This window comes from Roseomonas marmotae, assembly GCF_017654485.1.
GTDB lineage: Bacteria > Pseudomonadota > Alphaproteobacteria > Acetobacterales > Acetobacteraceae > Pseudoroseomonas > Pseudoroseomonas marmotae.
The window spans coordinates 49486-71715 of record NZ_CP061092.1 but is presented as its reverse complement, the minus strand read 5'-3'; the positions used below and the strand labels follow the sequence as shown (position 1 = coordinate 71715).

The 22230-nt window shown below is 65.2% G+C and carries 20 protein-coding genes and 6 pseudogenes; 23 read left to right on the top strand and 3 right to left on the bottom strand.

Annotated elements, in window-relative coordinates; genetic code table 11:
- Nucleotides 1-2 precede the first annotated feature (2 nt).
- Complete coding sequence (locus tag IAI58_RS17290; RefSeq protein ID WP_207450358.1) at nucleotides 3-1115, bottom strand: NAD-dependent epimerase/dehydratase family protein; 1113 nt, start codon at nucleotides 1113-1115, stop codon at nucleotides 3-5.
- A 436-nt stretch (nucleotides 1116-1551) separates the two neighbouring features.
- Here IAI58_RS17290 and IAI58_RS17285 point away from each other — a divergent pair, with 436 nt between their 5' ends.
- The 19 genes and pseudogenes from IAI58_RS17285 to IAI58_RS17195 all read left to right on the top strand — a co-directional run bounded on the left by IAI58_RS17285 (nucleotide 1552) and on the right by IAI58_RS17195 (nucleotide 14617).
- Entirely contained in the window at nucleotides 1552-2634 is a 1083-nt protein-coding gene (locus tag IAI58_RS17285; RefSeq protein ID WP_207450356.1) for an inositol-3-phosphate synthase, read from the top strand.
- 10 nt (nucleotides 2635-2644) lie between these two features.
- The gene (locus IAI58_RS17280) at nucleotides 2645-3286 is read left to right on the top strand and encodes a histidine phosphatase family protein (protein WP_207450354.1); all 642 of its coding nucleotides are present in this window, start codon (nucleotides 2645-2647) and stop codon (nucleotides 3284-3286) included.
- Nucleotides 3283-4044, top strand: a complete 762-nt coding sequence (locus tag IAI58_RS17275) for a TIGR04290 family methyltransferase (RefSeq protein ID WP_208776112.1) — start codon at nucleotides 3283-3285, stop codon at nucleotides 4042-4044. Before IAI58_RS17280 ends, IAI58_RS17275 begins: the two co-directional genes overlap by 4 nt.
- Nucleotides 4044-4931, top strand: a complete 888-nt coding sequence (locus tag IAI58_RS17270; RefSeq protein WP_207450350.1) for a glycoside hydrolase 5 family protein — start codon at nucleotides 4044-4046, stop codon at nucleotides 4929-4931. Before IAI58_RS17275 ends, IAI58_RS17270 begins: the two co-directional genes overlap by 1 nt.
- Before the next feature lie 352 nt (nucleotides 4932-5283).
- Nucleotides 5284-5679 (top strand): IS66-like element accessory protein TnpA, encoded by a 396-nt coding sequence (gene tnpA / locus IAI58_RS17265; protein ID WP_207450348.1) that lies wholly within the window; start codon nucleotides 5284-5286, stop codon nucleotides 5677-5679.
- Entirely contained in the window at nucleotides 5676-6023 is a 348-nt protein-coding gene (gene tnpB / locus IAI58_RS17260) for an IS66 family insertion sequence element accessory protein TnpB (protein ID WP_208776110.1), read from the top strand. The genes tnpA and tnpB overlap by 4 nt, the downstream gene beginning before the upstream one ends.
- A 58-nt stretch (nucleotides 6024-6081) precedes the next feature.
- A complete protein-coding gene (gene tnpC / locus IAI58_RS17255; RefSeq protein ID WP_207451413.1) occupies nucleotides 6082-7731 on the top strand; it encodes an IS66 family transposase in 1650 nt (549 codons plus the stop codon).
- Between the two features lies 1 nt (nucleotide 7732).
- Nucleotides 7733-7975: a hypothetical protein gene (locus tag IAI58_RS17250; RefSeq protein ID WP_207451409.1), complete on the top strand. Its 243-nt coding sequence runs from the start codon at nucleotides 7733-7735 to the stop codon at nucleotides 7973-7975.
- A gap of 903 nt (nucleotides 7976-8878) precedes the next feature.
- Nucleotides 8879-9517 carry a nucleotide-binding protein gene (locus IAI58_RS17245; RefSeq protein WP_237182723.1) on the top strand — a complete coding sequence of 213 codons (639 nt, stop codon included), beginning with the start codon at nucleotides 8879-8881 and terminating at the stop codon, nucleotides 9515-9517.
- A 3-nt stretch (nucleotides 9518-9520) separates the two neighbouring features.
- Complete coding sequence (locus IAI58_RS17240) at nucleotides 9521-9805, top strand: hypothetical protein (RefSeq protein WP_207451399.1); 285 nt, start codon at nucleotides 9521-9523, stop codon at nucleotides 9803-9805.
- Nucleotides 9806-10229: 424 nt separating this feature from the next.
- Nucleotides 10230-10748, top strand: coding sequence for a helix-turn-helix domain-containing protein (locus IAI58_RS17235; protein WP_207451397.1), 519 nt, complete (start codon nucleotides 10230-10232; stop codon nucleotides 10746-10748).
- Between the two features lie 135 nt (nucleotides 10749-10883).
- Nucleotides 10884-11782, top strand: a pseudogene (locus tag IAI58_RS17230) (IS3 family transposase); the annotation flags it as partial.
- 46 nt (nucleotides 11783-11828) lie between these two features.
- Nucleotides 11829-13049, top strand: a complete 1221-nt coding sequence (locus IAI58_RS17225) for an IS256 family transposase (protein ID WP_208776107.1) — start codon at nucleotides 11829-11831, stop codon at nucleotides 13047-13049.
- 46 nt (nucleotides 13050-13095) lie between these two features.
- Nucleotides 13096-13362 (top strand): annotated as a pseudogene (locus IAI58_RS17220) (integrase core domain-containing protein); the annotation flags it as partial.
- 54 nt (nucleotides 13363-13416) lie between these two features.
- Nucleotides 13417-13596, top strand: a pseudogene (locus tag IAI58_RS23525) (IS66 family transposase zinc-finger binding domain-containing protein); the annotation flags it as partial.
- Between the two features lie 15 nt (nucleotides 13597-13611).
- Nucleotides 13612-13671 (top strand): annotated as a pseudogene (locus IAI58_RS23520) (hypothetical protein); the annotation flags it as partial.
- 25 nt (nucleotides 13672-13696) lie between these two features.
- Nucleotides 13697-13801: pseudogene (locus IAI58_RS23515) on the top strand (hypothetical protein); the annotation flags it as partial.
- A pseudogene (locus tag IAI58_RS23105) lies at nucleotides 13767-14471 on the top strand (IS66 family transposase). The pseudogenes IAI58_RS23515 and IAI58_RS23105, both read left to right, overlap by 35 nt.
- On the top strand, nucleotides 14396-14617 hold the full coding sequence (locus tag IAI58_RS17195; RefSeq protein WP_207451106.1) for a transposase domain-containing protein: 222 nt from the start codon (nucleotides 14396-14398) through the stop codon (nucleotides 14615-14617). The pseudogene IAI58_RS23105 and the gene IAI58_RS17195 overlap by 76 nt, the downstream one beginning before the upstream one ends.
- A 3-nt stretch (nucleotides 14618-14620) precedes the next feature.
- Here IAI58_RS17195 and IAI58_RS17190 read toward each other — a convergent pair whose 3' ends face one another.
- Nucleotides 14621-15064 (bottom strand): hypothetical protein, encoded by a 444-nt coding sequence (locus IAI58_RS17190; protein WP_207451105.1) that lies wholly within the window; start codon nucleotides 15062-15064, stop codon nucleotides 14621-14623.
- Between the two features lie 359 nt (nucleotides 15065-15423).
- Complete coding sequence (locus IAI58_RS17185) at nucleotides 15424-17037, bottom strand: ABC transporter substrate-binding protein (protein ID WP_207451103.1); 1614 nt, start codon at nucleotides 17035-17037, stop codon at nucleotides 15424-15426.
- A gap of 476 nt (nucleotides 17038-17513) precedes the next feature.
- Between IAI58_RS17185 and IAI58_RS17180 the strand changes: the two genes are divergently transcribed.
- The 4 genes from IAI58_RS17180 to IAI58_RS17165 all read left to right on the top strand — a co-directional run bounded on the left by IAI58_RS17180 (nucleotide 17514) and on the right by IAI58_RS17165 (nucleotide 22160).
- Nucleotides 17514-18302 carry an IclR family transcriptional regulator gene (locus IAI58_RS17180; protein ID WP_207451101.1) on the top strand — a complete coding sequence of 263 codons (789 nt, stop codon included), beginning with the start codon at nucleotides 17514-17516 and terminating at the stop codon, nucleotides 18300-18302.
- A gap of 297 nt (nucleotides 18303-18599) precedes the next feature.
- Nucleotides 18600-19637, top strand: coding sequence for a D-2-hydroxyacid dehydrogenase (locus tag IAI58_RS17175; protein WP_207451099.1), 1038 nt, complete (start codon nucleotides 18600-18602; stop codon nucleotides 19635-19637).
- A gap of 59 nt (nucleotides 19638-19696) precedes the next feature.
- Nucleotides 19697-21232, top strand: coding sequence for an ABC transporter substrate-binding protein (locus IAI58_RS17170; protein WP_207451097.1), 1536 nt, complete (start codon nucleotides 19697-19699; stop codon nucleotides 21230-21232).
- Between the two features lie 352 nt (nucleotides 21233-21584).
- Nucleotides 21585-22160 (top strand): hypothetical protein, encoded by a 576-nt coding sequence (locus tag IAI58_RS17165; RefSeq protein ID WP_207451095.1) that lies wholly within the window; start codon nucleotides 21585-21587, stop codon nucleotides 22158-22160.
- Nucleotides 22161-22230: the final 70 nt, after the last annotated feature.

The following is a 22230-nucleotide window of genomic DNA, read 5'->3' as shown; positions in this document are numbered from 1 at the left end:
GCTCACGCGACCAGCCCCCGCATCTCCAGCTCGCGTCGGGCCTGAAGCACGCGGTCCTCGGCCTGCTGCGCAGCCACCCATTCCGCCAGTTCGGCGAGGTCCTTCTGGAAATCGCGCGCGACGGTGAAGCCCAGCTCGCTCTGAATGCGCGTGATGTCCGGGATGTTGTGACGGATATCGCCGCTGCGGGCCTTGCCGGTGATCTCGGGTGTCAGGTCCGGGCAGCCCATGGCCGCCGCGAGGGCCAGCGCCACCTCCTCGACCGTGCGGTCCTGGCCGCTGGCGACATTATAGACCTGCCCTGCCGCGCGGGGATGCTCCAGCGCGAGCATGAAGGCTCGCGCCACATCGCCGACATGAACGAAGTCGCGCCGTTGCTGCCCATCCTCGAAGACCATCGGCCGCTGCCGGTTCTGCAGCCGGGCGGCGAAGATGGCCAGCACACCTGTATAGGGGTTGGAGAGCGCCTGCCCGGGCCCATAGGCATTCCAGAGCCGCAGGGCGACGCCTTCCATTCCATAGGCGGGCGCCACGGTCAGCGTCATCCGCTCCTGCATATACTTATTGATGGCATAGACGGAGGCGAGCTGCGGTCGTTTGCCTTCCGGCGTCGGCACCGGCAGCAGCGGCCGCCCGAGAGGGTCGAGCGGATCCCACCCCGCCGAGGCATCGCGCCGCGGGGCGCGCAGCACATCCTCATGGAGGCGGCCATCGGCGTCGCGATAGAGCCCCTCGCCATAGATGCTCATCGAGGAGGCGACGACGACGCGGCGCACGGGGCGGCGGATCAGTTGCTGGAACAGCGTCGCGGTGCCGAGTTCATTGACCGACACATAACGGTCGATCGCATACATGCTCTGCCCGACACCGACTTCGGCGGCGAGGTGAATGACGCTGCCAACACCTTCCAGCGCCTGGGACAAGGCGCCCTCGTCCCGCACGTCACCCTTGATGAACTCGACCTCGGGGGCCAGCAGAGTCGGGCCACGGCCATTATGAACCTGATCAATCAGACTATCGATGACCCTGACCTTGTACCCTCGCTCCAGAAGAGCCCGTGCCACATGACTGCCAATGAAACCCGCACCACCGGTGATCAGGATGGTTTCTTTCATGCACTAGCCCTTGTGGCAGGCGCCCGTTACAGCGGGCACGGTGATGAATCCCATCCGCACGTGGAACCCGGCGGAGTAGGTAAGTAGAAGATGATCCCAAATCAGAACGTTACTGCATAGCCATGGTTTCGCAGGAGTTAGCAATTCCACAGGCAGTTCCCGCCAGGTTGCAGGAAAGCATAAGGACCCATGGGATCACTTGGTCGTGATCCGACGGACCAATGGAAGGCACGAAGTTGTGCTCGAAGCGTAGCGGCCGTGTTTCTCCAGGCAAGAAACGACCAGACGTGACGGGGAATCAAAATATTATCAACGGCAGGATCAACTTAGATGCCGCGCCGTCGTTGAAAGCTGCACCTGGGCCGCGCTACTGCGGAAATCACGCCACAGGATCGGGCGCACGGCAAGCATACCAAAGAGTCGGGATGGAGGTGTCGTGTCGGGTTCAGCATCACTTCGCGTCGGTGTGGTCGGCGTCGGCAACTGCGCTTCCTCCTTCGTCCAGGGGCTCACCTATTACCGGGATGCCGCAGCGAATGAGCCTCCGCCGGGGCTGATGCATGCCGATCTCGGTGGCTACCGCGTGCGCGATATCGAGATCGCTTCCGCCTTTGATGTCACGGCGGCCAAGGTCGGGCGGGATCTCTCGGAGGCCCTGGCGGCACCGCCGAACAACACGCAGATTTTCGCCGAACTGCGGCGAAGCGGCGTGACGGTGCATCGCGGCCCGACGCTGGATGGCCTGGGCCACTATCTGCGGCAGGAGATCGAGGAAGCCGAAGACCCCGTGACCGATGTGGCGGAGGTGCTGCGCCGCAGCCGGACGGATGTCCTGGTGTCCTATCTGCCGGTGGGCTCGCAGCATGCCTCGGAGTTCTATGCCGAGCAGGCGCTGAAGGCCGGTTGCGCCTTCGTCAACTGCATCCCCGTCTTCATCGCTTCCGATCCGTCCTGGCAGCGGCGCTTTTCCGAGCGCGGGCTGCCGATCATCGGCGATGATATCAAAAGTCAGGTCGGTGCCACCATCGTGCACCGCGTGCTGGCGAACCTCTTCCGCGAGCGCGGCGTGCGCATCGACCGCACCTACCAACTGAATTTCGGCGGCAATGCCGATTTCAAGAACATGCTGGAGCGCGAACGCCTGGAGTCCAAGAAGATCTCCAAGACGCAGGCCGTGACCAGTCAGTTCGACACCCCGCTGCCAGCCGACAATGTCCATGTTGGCCCGAGCGACTTCGTGCCCTGGCTGACCGACCGGAAATGGGCGCAGATCCGCATCGAGGGTACCAGCTTCGGTGGCATGCCGCTGAACCTGGAGCTGAAGCTTGAGGTCTGGGACTCGCCGAATTCCGCCGGCATCGTCATCGACGCGGTGCGCTGCGCCAAGCTGGCGCTCGACCGTGGCATCGGCGGCGCGCTGACAGGTCCTTCCAGCTATTTCATGAAGTCGCCGCCCCAGCAGTTCACCGATAACGAGGCACGGGAGCGCACCATGCGCTTCATCCAGGGGTTGGACTGACGCCGCGGCGATGGCTCTGACCCTGTTCCTGCTGCGCCATGCCGCGCATGACCGCGTAGGCGACCTCCTCTGCGGCAGGATGCCCGGAGTCCCGCTCGGCCAGCACGGGCGCTGGCAGGCCGCCCGGCTGGCCGGCCGCTTCCCGCCAGGGACGCTCGACGCCCTTTATACCAGCCCATTGCAACGCTGCCGGGAGACGGCCGCGGCCATCGCGCAACCGGGCGGACCGGAGCCGGTCCCTGCCCCCGAAGCCGAAGAGGTTGATTTCGGCGCATGGACCGGGCTGGGCTTCACGGTGCTGGAGACCGATCCACGCTGGCGGGCGTGGAACAGCGACCGCGACCATGCCGTGGCGCCGGGCGGTGAGGCGATGTCGGCGGTGCGGCAGCGCGTCGTCGCGCTGCTGAAAGGCCTTCAGGCGCGGCACCCGGAGGGGCGCGTCGCCCTGATCAGCCATGCCGAGATCATTCGCGCGGCGGTTCTGCATCTCCTGAGCCTGCCGCTGCAGGCTTATGAGCGGCTGGAGGTCAGCCCGGCCTCGGTCAGCACCCTGGCGCTCTGGCCAGGAGGCGGCAAGCTTCTGGGCTTGAACGATGTGGCGCATCTCGCCGCCAATGGCCATGTGGCAATGGAAAAGGGAGAGCCGGCATGACCGTGCATTCTTCGCAGGACGCGGTGCGCGCCGGCGTGGCCGCGCTGGGCAAATGGTTCCACAACATCGATCTCAACGGCGTCTGGACGGCACCCGACCACCCGCTGGGCAATCACCCCGGGCAGTTCTGGCAACAGTTTTCCCATGTCCTGCCGCAGGACATGACGGGATTGAGCGTGCTCGATATCGGCTGCAACGGCGGCTTCTATGCGCTGGAGATGAAGCGGCGCGGCGCGGCGCGAGTACTCGGCATCGATCATGACGAGCGGTATCTGGAACAGGCTCGCTTCGCCGCCCGCATCCTGAACCAGGAGATCGAATTCCGGCAGATGGAAGTCTATGATGTTGGCGCGCTGGGGGAGCGCTTCGACCTCGTGATCTTCATGGGCGTGCTCTATCACCTGCGCCATCCGCTGCTGGCGCTGGACCTGATCCACGAGCATGTGGCGCGCGACCTGCTGCTCTTCCAGTCCATGCAGCGCGGTAGCGCTGAGGTGGGGCCCGTTGCGGAGAACTACGCCTTCACCGACACTGCGCCGTTCGAGCGTCCCGACCTTCCTCGCATGCAGTTCATCGAGCATCGCTACGCCGGGGATTCGACCAACTGGTGGGTGCCGAACCGTGCCTGCGCCGAGGCGATGCTGCGAAACAGCGGATTCCAGATCCTCCAGAACCCCGATCCCGAGGTCTATCTCTGTCGCCGCGCCATGCCGGCCAGCGGTGCCGCCGCCGTTTATCCTGCGAGGACCCCCGGCTGATGATGAAAGCCGCGATGATCTGGAACGAGCCTAATAACAAGTCGCACTGGGACCCGGAGATCGACCCGGACTGGTCCATCTTCGCGGACACCGCGCGGCTGGCGGGCGAGGCCATCCGTGCCGAGAACTCCCGTATCACCAGGGTCCTGGGTGGCATCTCCCCTATCGACCCTGTCTTCATTATGAAGATGGAGCAGCGTGGCGTGCTGGCGCAGATGGACGCGGTCGCCGTGCATGGGTTCCCGCTCGACTGGAACCTTTGGCCGATCGACCAATGGCCGGCCAAGCTGAACGAGATCAAGGCAGTGACGGATCTGCCGGTCTGGGTTTCCGAGGTCGGCGTCTCCTCCTTCGGTTCGGAGGAAGTGCAAGCCTGGGGCGTTAACAAGACGTCCAGGCTGCTGAAGGGTCTGGCCCCGCGTATCCTCTGGTACAGCCTCTATGACCTGCCGAGCAGCTGGGAGGCGACAACGCGGCACCGCGAGGCAGAGGGCTCTTCCTACTACCGGCACTTCTATATGGGACTGTTGCGGGAGGACGGGTCGCCTAAGCCAGCGCTGGAGCAGTTCGCCGGACATACGCCTGAGATGGGCATCTGCCAGTGGTTCCATTACCACGATCACCGGCTGGATGATGCCGTAGCCTGGCTGAAGCGGCTGGGCGTCAGGCACCTGCGTACCGGCATCTCCTGGGCCGACAGCTTCCGCCCTGGTGCGCTGGGCTGGTTCGACCGGCAGATGACGGCTCTGCAGGATTTCGACGTCACCATAACCTTCTGCTTCACGCCGGAGCATCGCGGCATTGCGCCACACCATACCAGCCCGCCGCAGGTCATCGACGAATTCGCGGCCTTCTGCGCCAGCATGACCCGCCGCTACGCGAATTAGGCCAGGCCAGGCCGAAGCCCAGGCGATTGCCCCATGCGGCATGATGTCCTTGGCATCCTCAGTGGGTACCGCGGCGTGTAACGATGGGTGGTCATGATCACGCCATCTCCTGCTCGACTGATAGAGATGACTTCACCGGCAATATTTATGTGGCAGTGGCGGTGGGTCTCGTGGCGCCGGGTGCGTAGCTTTCTTGAAGCTCGCGGACTTGGTAATCATCCGGACCAAAAGTTTTCATTCAGAAATTTCGTAGCCCTCCGGTGACGGCCGCCTTCTGGCAGGGGGCCAAATCTGTCTTCTGATCTTATCGACGCTCGTAGGAGCGTCGTTAAGGACGGGGGCGGTTTGGAGCATGGAGATCATCAGCGGCGTCGAGCGGCGGCGGCAATGGCGGGTGGAGGACAAGCTCCGGATCGTGGCGGAGGCTGAACGTCCCGGGGCGTGCTTTGCCGTAGTGGCACGCCAGCACGAGGTCAGCCGCAGCGTGCTGTGGGCTTGGCGCAAGCAGGCGCGCCAGGGAATGCTGGTGGCCGAGCCTGCCCCCATGTTCATGCCGCTGCAGGTCACGACGGATCTGCCGGCGCCGTCCTCCAAGGTCGATGTGGTACCGGCGGCTGCACCGGCGGTGCTCGACACAATCGCCGCCGGCCGGATCGAAATAGCCCCGCCGGACGGCACGGTCATCCGCGTCAGCGAGGCGATCAGCTCCACCGCGTTGCGGCGCGTAATGGCGGCATTGCGCGGATGATCCCGGTTTCCTCTGGTGTCCGGGTCTGGCTGGCGGTGGGCCATACGGACATGCGGCGCGGCATGAACGGCCTGGCGCTGCAGGTACAGCAGGCGCTCGGGCGTGACCCTCATGCCGGCGATCTCTACGTTTTCCGGGGCCGCCGAGGCGACCTGATAAAGATCGTCTGGCACGACGGCATTGGCATGTCGCTCTACGCCAAGCGGTTGGAGAAGGGTCGTTTGTTGTGGCCCTCGCCAACCGACGGGGTGGTGGGGATTTCCGCCGCTCAGTTGGGCTACATGCTCGACGGCATCGACTGGCGGAACCCGCGCCACACCTTCCGGCCAGTTTGCGCTGGGTGATGGTTGGCGGCGCAGTTTTCAGAGGCAGGCGGTGGGATTTTGTAAATCCATCCTCGCCGTGGTCAGACCCTCCGATGCCCTGCCGGACGATATCGATGCGCTAAAGGCGGCGCTGCTGTCAGCGACGGCGCACGCCCTGCAGATTGAGGCGGATCTGGCGATTGCCACTGCCCGGGCATCCGATGACCAGGCCATGATCGCACACCAGCAGCTGCAGATCGCCAAGCTGCGGCATCAACTCTATGGCCAGCGGTCGGAGCGCAGCGCGCGGCTGCTCGATCAGTTGGCCCTGAGGTTCGATGAACTGGAGAGCTCCGCGACCGCGGACGAGATGGCTGCCGAGCAAGCGGCCGCGCGGACCACGGATGTTGCACCCTTCACCCGCAGGCGCCCGGCACGCCAGCCGTTTCCCGCCCATCTGCCGCGCGAGCGCGTGGTCGAGCCCGCGCCCACCACCTGCCTGTGCTGCGGTAGCGCGCGGCTGCGCAAACTGGGCGAGGATATCACCGAGACCTTGGAGGTGATCCCGCGCAGCTGGAAGGTCATCCAGCACGTGCGGGAGAAGTTCTCCTGCCGGGCCTGCGAGAAGGTGAGCCAGGCGCCGGCGCCGTTCCATGTGATTGCGCGCGGCTGGGCCGGCCCCAACCTGCTGGCGATGGTGCTGTTCGAGAAGTTCGGCCAGCACCAGCCACTGAACCGCCAGGCCGAGCGCTACGCCAGGGAGAGCGTACCGCTCAGCCTCTCGACCCTGGCCGACCAAGTGGGGGCCTGCTGCGCGGTGCTGTCGCCCCTGTCGCAGCGTCTCGAGGCGCATGTCCTGGCCGCTGGGCGTCTGCACGGCGACGATACGACCGTGCCGGTGCTGGCCAGCGGCAAGACCGACACGGGGCGATGTTGGGTCTATGTGCGCGACGATCGGCCATTTGGCGGCACGGCGGCGCCGGCGGCCATGTTCTACTACTCGCGCGATCGCGGCGGCACGCATCCGCAGGCGCATCTGGCTAACTATGCCGGGCTGTTTCAGGCCGACGCCTATAGCGGTTATGGCAAGCTCTACGAGGCCAATCGCCAGCCGGGACCGATCCTGGAGGCGGCCTGCTGGGTGCATGCACGGCGGCCGTTCTTTGCGCTGGCGGATCTGGCGCAGAACGCCCGGCGCGTTGCCGCGGGCAAGTCGCCCGGGGTGATCTCGCCCATCGCTTTGGAGGCGGTTCGGCGGATCGACGCCCTGTTCGATATCGAGCGTGACATCAACGGCGAGAGTGCCGAGCGGCGCCGTGCCGTAAGACAGACGTTGAGCGCCCCCCTGGCGGCCGATCTCGAGCTCTGGATGCGCGAACAGCGTGCGAGGCTGTCACGCACGAACGACCTGGCGCGCGCCATGGACTACATGCTCAAGCGCTGGGTGGCATTCACCCGCTTTCTCGACGACGGCCGGATATGCCTGTCGAACAACGCGGCCGAGCGCGCCCTGCGCGGTATCGCCCTGGGCAGAAAGTCATGGCTGTTCGCAGGTTCGGACCGCGGGGGACAGCGTGCCGCGGCAATGTACTCGCTGATCGTCACCGCCAAGCTGAACGATGTCGACCCCCAGGCCTGGCTGGCCGATGTGCTGGACCGAATCGCAGAGCACCCGGCCAGCAAGCTCGACGAGCTGCTGCCCTGGAACTGGCAGGCCCGCCAGGCGCGGCGCGACCAGGCAGCCTGAGGTGGCTGCCATCTCGGCCGTATTCACGATCGGCCATGTCGCCGCCCTGCTCGGTGAGGACGAAGACTGGCTGCACGACCTTTCCATCGACATGTTCCCCGAAGACGGCTGCCTGCACGTCTACGGCGTCGGCGAGGATGGCGTGACCGCATTCACCCAGGACGGCATCGATAACCTGAAACAGATCATCGAGGATGAACGGGTAGCGGGGAAAGCCCCTCCTCAGCCCGGCGATACCAAATAGGCAGGACCGCGGTGCTCGCCGGATGCATACGAAATTTCTAATTGAAGTATTTCAGAAATCTGTTGTTTTTAAACGTTTAATTGAGAAAGCTAGCTTCCTAGCTTCCTAGCTTCCTAGCTTCGTCCAAGATGTTGAAGGCGAGACAAACGGCAGACTCGAACAGGCGGGCACGTCGGCCGCCCCTTGAGCCCTCAGGACATGTTCTTGATACGGGGCCGCCGCAAGAAATGCTCTGTCATACGGAGAATCCCATCGGAGGAAGGGGCGCTGTCGAAACGTGCTACTGATCAGGATGCAGGCGCATGGCGATGGGCCAGCATCAGGATGACGGCCGCATACCCGTGGCGCGAGGATGGTCTTCCCATGGGCGACCATATGCGATCATGACATTGATCATCGACCAGATCCGATCTGGCTCATTCCCTTACGGCCGGTCGACCCGCAACGATGTGGTTGAAGACACCCCTACCACCCCAGCAAATGAAGCGGTGGTGGCGTGTCTTGTGCGGGCTACATCCGGCAGCAGCTTCGTGCCAGCGAACGCCATTGCGATAACCGGGATGATACGCTCGCTATGCGCTCAGATTCAGGCAGCACCCTGTGCAGGAGACGGCCGCAGGACACGAACTACGGCATCGGAGCCTCCGATGCCGGGACATATCATTCTTGTCCATCCCTCGGGACCTTAGAAGCTTTTGTAGAATCCAGCTGTTGAAGAGCTTTCTAGCTTTCTAGCTTTCTAGCTTTCTAGCTTTGACTGGATGAGCTTCCATGTGCAGCAAGAAGGATAGGCATCCTGCCCCACATGCGCCGACAGAATCTGAGGTGGTTCTTGCAAAATGCGAAGAAAGAAAGCTAGATAGCTAGCTAATGTCGGGGTGAAGGAGTCGCCACGTGATTTTAATGGTTGGCGGAGAAAAGGGTGGTGTCGGCAAGACGACGCTGGCGACGCATCTGGTCGTCGCTCGCAAGGCGCTCGGCCGGAGCGCGGTCCTGGTGGATGCTGATAGCCAAGGCACTTCCTCGACCTGGAGTGATGCCCGAAAGGAGCATCCCGAAGTACCGCAGGTACCATGCGTCTCTCTGCGTGGGGGGAAGGTGCATGTCGAGCTGAAAGAGTTGGCTCGCCATTATAATGACGTCGTGGTTGATACAGGTGGCGCCGACAGTCAGGAATTCCGTGCCGCCATGCTGGCAGCCGACACTCTTCTGATGCCCTTGCGGCCGGGTTCCTTCGATTTCTGGACGCTGCTGAAGATGCAGGAAGTCGTGGCCCTGGCCGAGGGCTTCAACGACAACCTGCGAGCCGTTGTCGTCCTGTCCCAGGTTCCGCCGACAGCGGCCGACCGGGCTCGGCGCGAGGCGCAGGAGGTATTGGCGGAAATGCCGCGCTTCCGGCTGTTGAACACCATGACCGTGTTCCGGGCGGCCTTTAACCATTCTGCAGGTGAGGGGCTTACCGTCGATGAAATGGCGCGCCGCGATCCCAAGGCCTGCAGCGAGATCGCCTTCCTGCATGACGAGCTGTTCGGAAAGGCCTGAGTCATGGCTATCAGGATGCCTAGCCGCCGTCCCCAGCGGCCTGAGGACTTCATTGCCGATGCTTCCGCGGCTCCGTCGTCACCGCAGCGGCCGGATCTGCCCTGGCTCGACCCCAAGGTACGTCCCGACCTACGCCTGCAACTGAACGCCAAACTGCCAGAGCCGCTGATGCTCCAGCTCGAATATCTTCATAAAAATCTGAGCCGGCCCAAGCAGACCATTATCGAGGAGGCGTTGCGGAACTGGGTTCAGAAGCAGCTACGGTCGCTGGATCTGCCAGAAAGCTAGCTAGCTAGCTAAAGGCCGTGTTATAGCCGAGTCAACGGGTTGATGTCCTTCTCTCGGAGAAAGCTAGCTTTCTAACTTTCCTGGAAATGCCTCGCGCGGAAAAGAAAGCTAGCTATCTTTCTAGCTTTTCCACCTAAAAGCAAAGACTTGCTATACGCGCGCGGTGCGGGAATCATGGTCCCGGCCGCGCATGGTGCGTGGTCTTGATTCGCCCAGAAACAGAAAGGGCCAGCCCAGCAGCAGAACCGCCAGACTGACCCCTTCATCTCAGAGCGTATAGCCCCAAGGCGTGACAACCACAGGCTATCCGTTTGCGGCCGACATCGCAAGCTTTCTAAGCTCTTTGCGGTGATGGGATACTGCATTCTGTCGCAGGCTGGCGAAGGCCATGCCTATTTCCACACGTCCGGCCCGTGCCGGGTCCGTGCGTATCGCCGCCTGGCAGCGCCAGCGCCTGGGCGACGCCGACCGACGCCGCATCATGGAAGCCGCCCGTCGCTTGGAGCGCCGAAGCCATAAACCGGGCCTGCATGGTGGGTGCCTACGCCGCACCGGCATCATCGTGCTTTGGACGCTGCTCTATCGCGGCCCGTCCCGGCACGGCGTCTGTGACCCCAGCATAGAGCAACTGGCCCGCTGGTCGGGTTGTGCGCGTTCTACTGTGCAACTCGCCATCGCCCGCATCGAGGCCGCCGGCATCATGGGCCACGTCCGCCGCGGCGTGGTCGTGACACTGCACGGCACGGCGCGCTGGTGCCAGTGGACCAGCGCCTACCTCTTTGCGTCACCGGCGCGCTGGGCATCCGAGATGAGCGATACCGAGGATCGGTCAGCCGAAGTCTCTTATAGAAAAAGTAAAGCCATAGAGCAGGGGAGGAGAGGGGCCGTGAATACGCTGCCTGCGGCTGAATGCATGGCGCTGGTGACGAAATGGGGCTTCTAGAAAGGCAAGGCGTGAACCCGGCCTTCTCAAGGCTTGTTCACCTGGAATGAACTGACGCTAGACCAGATGTCCTGACCTGAGCCCCAAGATTTCCGCCAAGGCGAGGTAGAGTCTGTCACCCGTTTGGAGACGGACATGAAGCGCGGACGGTTCACGGAAGAGCAGATCATTGGGGTTCTGCGGGAGCAGGAGGCTAGGCTGAAGACGGCGGATCTCTGTCGCAAGCACGGGATCTCGGAAGCGACCTTCTATGCCTGGAAGGCCAAGTATGGCGGTCTCGGTGTGTCGGAAGCCAAGCGGCTGAAGACGCTCGAGGACGAGAACGGCAGACTGAAGCGGCTGCTGGCCGAGGCGATGCTGGACAACGCCGTGTTGAAGGACCTCGCCACAAAAAAGTACTGATGCCCGCAGCCAGGCGGGCGGCGGTGGCCCATGCCCAAGAGGTGCACGGGATCAGCCAGCGGCGGGCGTGTTTGCTGCTCGGCGCCGACCGGACGTCGATCCGCTACCGAGCCCGGCGTCCTGACGATGCGCCGGTTCGGGCAAGGCTGCGGGAACTGGCGGCTGAGCGCCGCCGGTTTGGCTATCGGCGGCTGGGCATTCTGCTGGCGCGCGAAGGCACGCGGTTGAACCACAAGAAGCTACGGCGGCTCTATGCCGAGGAGAAGCTGCAGGTGCGACGCCGGGGTGGCCGGAAGCGGGCCGTGGGCACGCGGGCGCCGATGGTGTTGCCGCAGGCACCGAACCTGCGCTGGTCGCTGGACTTCGTGTCTGATGCGCTGGCCGATGGGCGACGGTTCCGCATCTTTGCGGTTGTCGACGACTTCAGCCGTGAGTGCCTGACGCTGGTGGCCGACACTTCGCTGTCGGGCGTCAGGGTGGCCCGCGAACTGGATAGGGTGATGGCGCGCCGAGGTCGTCCCCTGGTGTGCGTCAGCGACAACGGCACCGAGCTCACCAGCAACGCCATCCTGAAGTGGAGCCAGAACCGGCAGGTGGAGTGGCACTATATCGCCCCTGGAAGGGAGTGTCAGAAATTTCGTGTGCGGCGGGGCATAGTGGGGACAAAGGAGACCTCCCATGGCCCGACGGAAAGAGCCGCGGATTCCGGATGCGATCCTGGACCAGTTGTTGGCCGGTGCCGATGCCCGATCAGCCTTCGAGCAGGGCGGCCTGCTGGATGAGCTGAAAAAGGCGTTCGCCGAGCGGGCGTTGAACGCCGAGATGGACCACCACCTTGCCGGAGAGGGTGGCGAGGGCAACAGCCGCAACGGCTATGGTCAGAAGTCGGTGGTGACCGACAGCGGCAAGCTGGCGCTGGAGATCCCGCGGGACCGGCAGGCGAGCTTCGATCCACAACTGATCGCCAAGTATCAGCGGCGCTTCCCCGGCTTCGATGACAAAGTCATCTCCATGTACGCCCGTGGCATGAGCGCGCGGGAGATCGTGGGTCACCTGCGCGAACTCTACGGCATCGACGTCTCGCCGGACCTGATCAGCGCTGTGACGGATGCCGTGCTTGATGAGATTGCCGCCTGGCAGAACCGGCCGCTGGAGCCCGTCTATCCAGTGGTGTTCTTTGATGCGCTGCGGGTGAAGATCCGGGACGAAGGGCTGGTACGCAACAAGGCCGTGCACATCGCGCTCGGCGTCCGGGCCGACGGCGGCAAGGAGATCCTGGGCCTGTGGCTGGAGCAGAATGAGGGCGCGAAGTTCTGGCTCCGGGTGATGAACGAGCTGCGCGGCCGGGGTGTCGAGGACCTGCTGCTGGCCGTGGTGGACGGGCTGAAGGGCTTTCCCGAAGCGATCGTGGCGGTGTTCCCGGAAGCGGTGGTGCAGACCTGCATTGTCCACCTCTTGCGGCAGAGCCTGGACTTCGTCGCCTACAAGGACCGCAAGGCGGTGGCCGCGGCGCTGAAGGCCATCTACCAGGCAGTGGACGCCACAGCCGCCGAGGCGGCCCTGGCCGCTTTCGAAGCGGGCTTCTGGGGCCAGAAGTACCCCGCCATTGGCCAGAGCTGGCGCCGTGCCTGGACCGAGGTGGTGCCGTTCTACGCGTTCAGCATCGAGATCCGGCGGTTTCTCTACACCACGAATGCCATCGAGGCGCTGAACTCAAAGCTGCGCCGGGCGGTCCGAGGCCGAGGGCACTTCCCCACGGATGAGGCTGCCCTGAAGCTTCTGTATCTGGTCTTGCACCGGGCGGAGAAGGAGTGGACCATGCCGCCGCGGGAATGGTCCATGGCCAAGGCTCAGTTCGCCGTCCTGTTCGGCGAACGCTTCACCCGCGCCATGGCCTGAGCGTGTTTAACCGCTCCGCCGCACACGAAATTTCTGACACTCCCCCCCTGGAAAGCCGCAACAGAACGCCTTCGTTGAAAGCTTCAACGGCCGCTTGCGCGACGAATGCCTGAACGAGACCCTGTTTACCTCGCTCGCTCACGCCCGGGCTGTGCTGGCCAGGTGGCAGACCGACTACAACCACGTCCGGCCGCATTCGGCCCACCAGGGCGCCACACCCGCCGAGATCGGCAGCCGAGCCATCACGCCCCGGATGATAGAAGCCCTTGCCAACGCCACTCCCGCGGCGGCAAACAATTACCAAGGACTCTAGCTCAGACCGGAGGAACTTCAGGGCTCAGGTCAACCCGCCAGCCGGACCTGTGCTTGCTGCGGCAGCGACATGCGCGTCCTCGGCGAGGACCGGTCAGAGCGGCTCGACGTCGTGCCCGCGAGGCTGCGGGTGCTGGTGACCGTCCGCCCGCGCCTGGCCTGTCGTGGCTGCGTGGGCGGTGTTCATCAGGCGCCTGCCCCGGAGCACGCGGTGACGCGCGGGCTGCCGACCTAGGCGCTGCTGGCGCATGTGCTCGTCTCGAAATACGGTGATGGCCTGCCGCTGTACCGCCAGGTGGCGATCCTCCGCCGCAGCGGGGTGGGGGCTCGACCGCTCAACCCTCTGCGACTGGGTCGGGGCGGCGTGTTGGTGGCTCCGGCCTCTCTACGAGAGGGTCCTGGAGCATATCAGGAAACAAGGACGGGTGTTTTGCCGATGACACGCCGCTCCTCACCCTGGAGCGCGGTCGCGGGCGAACCCGCAAGGGTGCCCTCCGGGCCTATGCCGTCGATGACCGCCCCTGGCTGGGGCGGGCTCCTCCGGCGGTCGCCTATGCCTACGCACCGGACCGCAAGGGAGCGCGACCCGCCGCTCATCTCGGCCGGTTCTGGGGCGTGCTGCAGGTCGACGGCCATGACGGGTTCAAGGCCATGCGGCGGGAGCGCCACGACGGCTCGGTGACGCTGGCCTTCTGTTGGGTGCACCTGCGCCGACGATTCTTCGAGGTTCATGCGGGCACGAAGTCGCCCATCGCCGCCGAGGCCTTGCTGCGCATCAGGGAGCTCTACCGGATCGAGCGCGAGATCCGCGGCCGCTCGGCGGAGCAGCGTCGCGCCATCCGTCGCGAGAGGAGCGCGCCGCTGGTCGCCGCCCTCGAGACCTGACTTCGGGCACAGCTGGATCGCCTCAGCCAGGGCTCCAAACTCGCCGGGGACATCCGCTACGGCCTACGCTACTGGGGCGGTTTCGTGCGGTTCCTCGAGGACCGCAGGCTGGAGATGGATACAAACACGGTGGAGCGGCAGATCAGACCGTGGCCGTCACCCGCAAGGCAGCGCTGTTCGCGGGCAGCGCGGCAGGTGGCGCGAACTGGGCCATCGCGACGCTGATCCGGACGGCCCTGATGAATGACGTTGAACCCGAGGCGTGGCTGACCGACGTGCTGCAGCGGATGGTCCGCGGCGACATGCGCTCGAACGGGCTTGATGCCCTTCTCCCCTGGAACTGGGGCCGGGACACCGCCGCAGCGGCGTAGCCATCAGAACCCCGGCAAGGCGGGGTTTACCTCCTCCGCATCACTGGTATCGGCATGGACCGCGTCATGGATGATGCGCATGGCCACGCCCTGCAGGTGCGCCCGCAGCGCCCGCTCCAGTTCCAGTTCCAGGAACTCGGGCCAGAGGACCGTATCAAGAAAGCCCTTGGGCGCACGCAGCATCACCGTCGTGCGCTTCTGGCGGGGATAACGACAGGGCCTCAGCCCGTAGCGGCGGCAGAGGGCGACGAAGAGCTGCCGGGACCAACTGTCCGGCATCGAGAACTGCTGCTCCACGGCCGGGTCACAGCGGGCTTGCTCGGCCAGGCGCGCCTTGACCCGCTCCAACGCCGCCCCGGCTGCCTCCCGCTCACCCGCCGTTCCTGCACCTGCGATCAACGCCTCGATCTTGCGGAGCCGCTCCCGGAGATCGTCCTCGCCCGCCATCCCGCCTCAACCCCCAACCGGCATGCAGGATAACCCGGCACAGACGGCCAGGGCAGCAGGTCACGTCAAGCGCTGAACTGGAGGGGGACCAGACGACGGTTACTGAGGAACCGCTACGCCGTGAAACGAGCACTTGTGCAACACGAGGCGTCTCTGGCGACGCGATACCGGATGGCACGACTTACAGGCTTGCTCCGGCAGCAATCGAGTGGCCGCATCTCTTTCCCTGAGCAACAGCCAGGCGGAGTAGATGTCGCCATACACAGCTGCGCGCCGTGCCTCTCATACACGGAAGGGACCTTGAAAGATTGGCAGAGCCCGGGGAAGGGGAGGGGGGAATACCCCCCCGTCCCCGCCTTCTACTGCTTCTTCTCCACACCCCAGAACACCGGGACGGTGGTCGGCTGCAGCCCTTCGACATTGCTGCGATAAGCAGCCAGCGTGCGGAATTGCGCGGCAGGGATATAGGGAAGAACCTGGAAAGCTCGTGCCTGCACCTGAGCCAGGATGGTCTGGCGCTTCGCCGGGTCACTTTCCTCCCACCAGGAGCGGCGCAGGGCTTCCAGCTCCTCATCCTTTGGCCAGCCCGCAGGTGCGGCGTCACCCGTGCTCGCGAGATACTGGTTGGTCAGCGGATTCTGCCCGTCCAGAACATTCGCTACGGTAACGAACAGGTTCCAGCCACCGGCCTCCGGCGCCTCACGCCGGTTACGGCGCTGCGTCAGCGTGCCCCAGTCCATGGAGGCCACGTCCATGTTCAGGCCCGCCTGCTGCATGGCATCGGCGAGCACGAGGGTGGATGCGTTGTTCAGGGGCGTGTCCGTGGCATTCAGGAAGACCACCTTCGCGCCATTGTAACCCGCCTCCTTCAGCAGGGCACGGGCGCGGTTCAGGTCAGGCGTCCCCAGCCCGACGGCGCCCGCGCGGCTTTCCAGAGGTGTGCCGCAGAAGAAAAACGCCGGACAGTCCGGGATCTGCTCGGAGGCGCGCACGCCCATGGCGTCCAGCACATCCTGCTGCTTGATGACGTGCAACAGTGCCTGCCGGGCACGAGGGTCGTTGAAGGGAGGCTGGGCGTGGTTGAGGCGTAGCCAGACCTGAAAGCCAACGGGGTTATAGGCCATCGTCCGCACCTGCCGGTTTCGTTCCAGCGTGGGCACGACATCGGGCGTCGGCTGTTCGATGAAGTCGATCTCGCCATTCTGAAGGGCGGCGGCGGCCGTGGCCGGGTCCGGCATGGCCAGCCACTCGACGGTCTCCAACTTCACCACCTTGCCTCCGGCCAGCCCGTCCGCCGCCTCGGCCCGCGGCTTGTAGGCCGGGTTACGGCGGTAGATGGCACGGTCACCCACGCGCCAGTCACTGGTGCTGAAGGTGAAGGGGCCTGAACCGGTCGGGTCGGTGATGGCCACATTCGCCGGCGTACTGGCGATCCGCTCCGGCATCACGAACAGCGCGCTGCCAGTGGGGCGGGCCAGCGCCTCCACAACGAGGGCGAAGGGGCGGGAGAGGGTGATGGTGAATGTTTTCTCATCCACGACATCCATCGAGGCCGTGGCGGCGGCGAGCGCCCGGCCCACGATATCCCGCTGCGCCCAGCGCCTGATGGAGGCCACCGCATCCGCCGCGCGCACCGGTTGCCCGTCATGGAAGACCAGCCCGTCGCGCAGGACGAAACTATAGTGCATGCCATCCGGTGAGGCGGTGTAGCGATCCACCATCTGCGGCTTCGCCTTCCCTTCGCTGTCGAAAGCGAAGAGCTGATCATAGACGAAGAAGCCATGGTTCCGTACCAGGGCGGCCTGGGAGAGGACCGGGTCGATGGCCGTCAGGTCGTTGATCAGCACCACCCGCAGGGTTTGATGAGGTTGCTGGCCCTGGGCGGAGGCCGCGGTGGCCGCCAGCGTGACGCCAAAAGTGGCGGCAAGGGCCAGTCGTGCCAGCCCGTGCCGGCTGGCCAAGGAAATACGCATTATGGTGGCCTCTCAGAGGTGAGCGACGGATTCTGCCGCACGCGCTATCGCATGCAACGGATATGCCAGACCTTACCATCTTCATGGTGACAGCGGCAGTATCGCGGCCCGGACCAGGACATGAGGCGGGAGGCACCGCCAGAGCGTAAGCTCCGATCCGCCAGCTTCTATCCACTTGACGCGTGCCTGGAAGGCCCGGCCCCGCACCGAAGGGTTCCTGTCCCGCCGCACCGGCCAGGACTTGTCCCCAGATCACGGGGACAGAGCTGTGGATGACCGGGTGGACAGCCTGTGCAGGGCAGGGGGCGGCGGTTTTGGAAACCAGCCGGCCGGCGCGCGGCGCCAGGGCGTGCGTGAAGCCCCTCTCGTCAGCGGGCAGTCACCCTGGATTGGGCGTTTGCGGCGCATTGCCGGCGTGCTCTCATCCCCCTTGCTTCATCCTGGCTGAAGCCAGAGTAGATCGTATGGAATGCCCGGTGGTTACGCTGATGCCAAAGACCCTATCGTGCCGCTCCCGCCAGGAGGGAACAGGAAGCCTTCGGCGTGCTCTGATCCTTCTGAAAGAAGTCGGCTCGGCCGATGAGACTGGGCTCCGGCTGACAGAACTAGTCGGTCGCACGGGACTGGAGACATCGACCGCTCATCGCCTGCTCGCCTGCCTGGTCGAAGAAGGCTTCCTGCAGAAGCTGGACAGCAAGCGCTACATGCTGGGGCCTCAGCTCTTTGAACTCGGCCTTGTCACCGCAGCGCGGATGGACCGTTACGCCGCGGCCGAGGAACCTCTGCGCGACCTTGCTGCCCGTGTCCGCGCTGTCGCCGTGCTCAACCAGCGAAGCGCCTGGGAGACCGTCTATCTTAAGCGAGTGACTCCTCCGGCCTCGGGAATGGCCATCAGGGGAACGGTCGGCACGCGCTTGCCGATCGGCATCGGCGCTGGCGGCGTGGCCTTGCTGGCGAGCATGGACATGGCCAGAGCCGAGGAGCTGCTGCATACCAATGACCATCGCTACCGCCGCTTTCACCGTCATGCGCCCGACCTGTTGCGGCGCCGGATGGATCGGGCACGCCAGGATGGATTTGCCGTCACCGAGAGCTTCCGGCATCCCGGTGTGAACGCCCTCGGCCTGGTGATCCCTGCTGCGGCGGGCGAGCCGGAGCTGTCGCTTGGCCTCGTCGGGCCGGAGATCGACGCCATCCACCCGCACCGCCTGATCGACGAGATGCGCCGTACTGCGGATGAGATCGTCGCTGCCTGCCACGGCTGAGCCGCCGGGTACGCCGTTATCGTTCCCACCAGGAGCGGCTTTCCACATACCGGGAAACTTCGGGCTTACGGCCCCCTTTTCTGGACACACGGCCGGGCCGAGCATGGCGGCGCGTGACCATATCCGCGGCGGAGAGGAGCCGGCCATGACTGAGACAATTGCCCGATGCTGTCGTGGCCAGGTGGACCCGGGCGTGAGCGCCGGCATCCTGACCACCGGCGCCAGCAGGCCGGCGCCGAGCGCTCCGACACAGAAGACTGCGGCACCCGGGCACGACCTCTTGCCGGAGGCCTGGCGGTGAGCGGGCGGCAGACCATCGTCATCGCGAGCCCACTGGAGGCGGAGCATGTCGCGGCCCTGCGTGAGGTCGCGCCCGATCGGCTGGAGGTGCTGCACGAGCCTGGATTGCTGCCGCCTGTCCGCTACACCGCCGACCACAAAGGGGCGCCGTTCACCCGCGATGCCGCACAGGAGCGAGCCTGGCGGGCGCTGCTGGCGCGGGCTGATATCCTGTGGGATTTTCCGCCGGCTGAACTGCTGGACGGCATGCCGGGGCTCCGCTGGATCCAGGCGACAAGCACGGGTGTCGGACCTCTGGCGGCGAAGCTCCGCCTGGCGGAGCGTGGCGTCACCGTCACCACCGCGCGCGGCGTCCATGCGGGGCCGCTGGCGGAATGGGTCTTCATGGCGCTTCTGCAGCATGTCCGTGGCCTGGAGCACCTGCGGCGGGAGCAGGAGGCGAGGCGCTGGATACGCTATTGCGGAGAGGACCTGGCCGGCCGCACGCTGCTGCTGATCGGAGGCGGCGACCTGGCGCGTGGCTGCGCCCGCATCGGCAAGGCGCTCGACATGCGGGTGGTCGCACTGGTCCGCCGGCCCGGGCAGGAGCGTTCCCATGCGGCGCTGTTCGATCAGATCGCGCCGGTGTCCGGCCTGCTCGACCTGTTGCCGGCGGCCGATGCCGTGGTCGTCACCGTGCCCCATACGCCGGAGACGGAAGGGCTGTTCGGCGCCAGCGCCTTTGCCGCCATGCGCCCCGGCGCGGCCTTCGTGAACATCGGCCGCGGTGCCGTGGTGGATCACGCGGCGCTGCGCGCCGCCCTGGGCAACGGCCAGGTCGGCTTTGCCGCGCTGGACGTCACGGAGCCCGAGCCATTGCCGCCGGAGGACCCGCTCTGGGCCATGCCCAACGTGCTGATCAGCCCGCACTCCGCCAGCACCGTCTCGCGCGAGAATGCGCGCATCGCGGCGATCTTCCGGGAGAATCTGCTGTGCTGGCTCGACGGCCGGCTTGCGGAGATGCGTAACGTCCTGGCACCCGGCCAGCTCTACTGACCGGCCTGCATGATGCCCTGCGGAAATCGGACTGCCGGCATGAACAAGGAGATGATGGCATGAAGATGCTGCCACGACTGGCCCTTGGCCTGTCCATGCTGCTGTCCGCGCCGGCCATGGCGCAGGACCTGCGGATCGGGATCCAGTCCCCGCCCAGTACGCTGGACCCGCACTGGCTGCTGAATCTGTCCAATACCGGCGCCCTGCGGAACATCTATGAGACGCTGGTAACCCGCGACGCGCGGATGCAGCTGAAGCCTGGCCTGGCGCAGTCCTGGCGGGTGCTGGACGACACGACATGGGAGTTCCGGCTGCGCCCCGGCGTCCGTTTCCACGACGGCTCCCCGCTGACCTCGGCGGATGTCGCGGCCTCCTTCCAGCGGGTGCCAAGCGTGCCGGGCAACCCCAATCCCTACACCATCTACCTGGCCGGTGTGACGGCTGTGGAGCCGGTGGACGATCTGACCCTGCGCGTTCGCACCAACGGGCCCTTGCCGATTCTGCCGACGAACCTGACGCAGATCTTCATCGTCCCGCGCTCGGTCGCGGAGAAGGGCAATGCCGAGTTCAACAGTGGCGCGGCCGCCATCGGCACCGGCCCCTTCCGGGTCGCAAGCTGGTCCACCAACGCGCCGCTGGTGATGCGCCGCAACGACGCATGGTGGGGTGGCACGGTTCCCTGGGAAACCGCGAGCCTGGTTCCCATTCCGGTGGACAGCGCCCGCGTCGCGGCCCTGCTGGCGGGTGACGTCGACTTCATCAACAACGTCCCGTTGCAGGACGCACCCCGCATCGGGGGCGACCAGCGCTTCGCCCTGTTCGACGGCCCTTCCGTCTATGCGGCGAATCTCTATCTCGACGTGGAGCGGCCGAACCCGCCTGGCGTCGAGGCGGAAGGCCGCAACCCCATGCGTGACATCCGGGTCCGCCGCGCTATGTCGCTGGCACTGAACCGGGAAGCGATCGCACGGCAGATCATGGAGGGGTATGCCGACCCGACGGACCAGCCGGCGCCGCCTTTCATCTTCGGTGGCCTTGCTGACCGCCAGGTGCCAGGCCAGGACCTGAACCTCGCCAGAGCCCTGCTGGCCGAGGCGGGTTTCCCGCAGGGCTTTGGCCTGAACCTGTTCTGCTCTCCGACCCGGACGCCGCGGATCTGCCAGGCAATGGCTTCCGCCTGGACGCGTATCGGCATCCGTACCACGGTCGAGATCGTGCCGCAGGCCACCTTCCTGACCCGCCGCAACAAGCGTGAATACGGGGCCTTCGTCACGGCTTTCGGCTCCCTGACAGGCGAGACCTCCTATCTGCTCGGCTCGCAGCTGCACTCTGCCGGTACGGTGCCGGGCCTCGGGACGCTGAACTTCACCGGGCTTGGCTCGCCGGAGACGGATGCGCTGATCCAGCGTGCCCGTGCGACCTTGGACGACGCCTCACGCGCGCAGCAACTGCGTGGCCTGATGCAGCGCACGGTGGACGAGAGCCTGATCATCGGCGTTGGCCTGCTGCGCTCGGTCAATGCCGGGCAAGCCCGTTTCAGCTACCAGGCACGAGCCGACGAGGAGGTTCTGGCCGTCGAGGTCAGGACACGCTGACACGGCGGAGCGACGCATATGCCTGCAGGGCGCCTGTCCGAGCCGTCCTCGGTAGAGCCAGATCGTCCCGGCGTCCGGTACTGCGTTATGCAGGCCAAGGGTCATCGATCCCCAGCTTGAACTCGAGCTGGGGTATCGAGGCCTCCCGTCGCAGAAAGGGCTGCATACCGCTCATCGGCATCGGAGAAGCCAGGCTGAGCCGCCATTCCCCGGCTTCCACTCCCCAGGGCTGTTGAAGCGGCGCAGCATCTCAACAGCCAGCTTCTTCGAAGTGTCCATACGGCTGATACCGGCAATACCATAGCATAATGGCGGGGCGCGGCGCGGCACGGCATAAGCGACGTCAGCCTCGATGAGTCAGAAAAGCCTGATCTTCATAGCAGGCGATGAGGGCTACTCGGGGCTGACCCGGATGAGGATCTTCGGATGCTCGGTTGCCTGCATCCTTCATGCACAGGCGTCCTCCCTGGTTGGCGCCGCGAGCGGAGTTCAGGCACCAGCCTCTGAGCTTCCTCTGCCGGGAGGGGATGAGAATAGCCGCCCGAATGACGTTCGTTCATCATACAAGAAAAGGATGAAGACGATGAGAACCTGCAGCGCTCTGAGCGCCGCTCCCATGGCTCTTGCGCTAGGCTTCTTTGCCCCGGCCAGCGCCCAAACAACCGGAGTGCTGATGAGTTGTGAGGTAGCCGGCAATACCGGCGGGGAAGGTGGAGGGATCACCTACAACATGAACTGCAAACCGGCCATCGGCGGGGATGTCGCGACTGTCGAGAATCTTGGAAGTGACAGCTACAGAGTGACGTATGGGAAGGGTCAGCCGGCCCATGCCGGCGGCCCGGTGTACATCCTGCGCTATGGCTCTGAGCCTGGTGCGGTGCATTATGGCGCGCCTTTGGACGGCAACATTGGCACGGTTGGGCGCTGACGGCCGGAGTGGTGCGGGCATTCGCATGGATCTGGTGCATAACTCACCTCCGTCCCAGGACAGCGCGTGG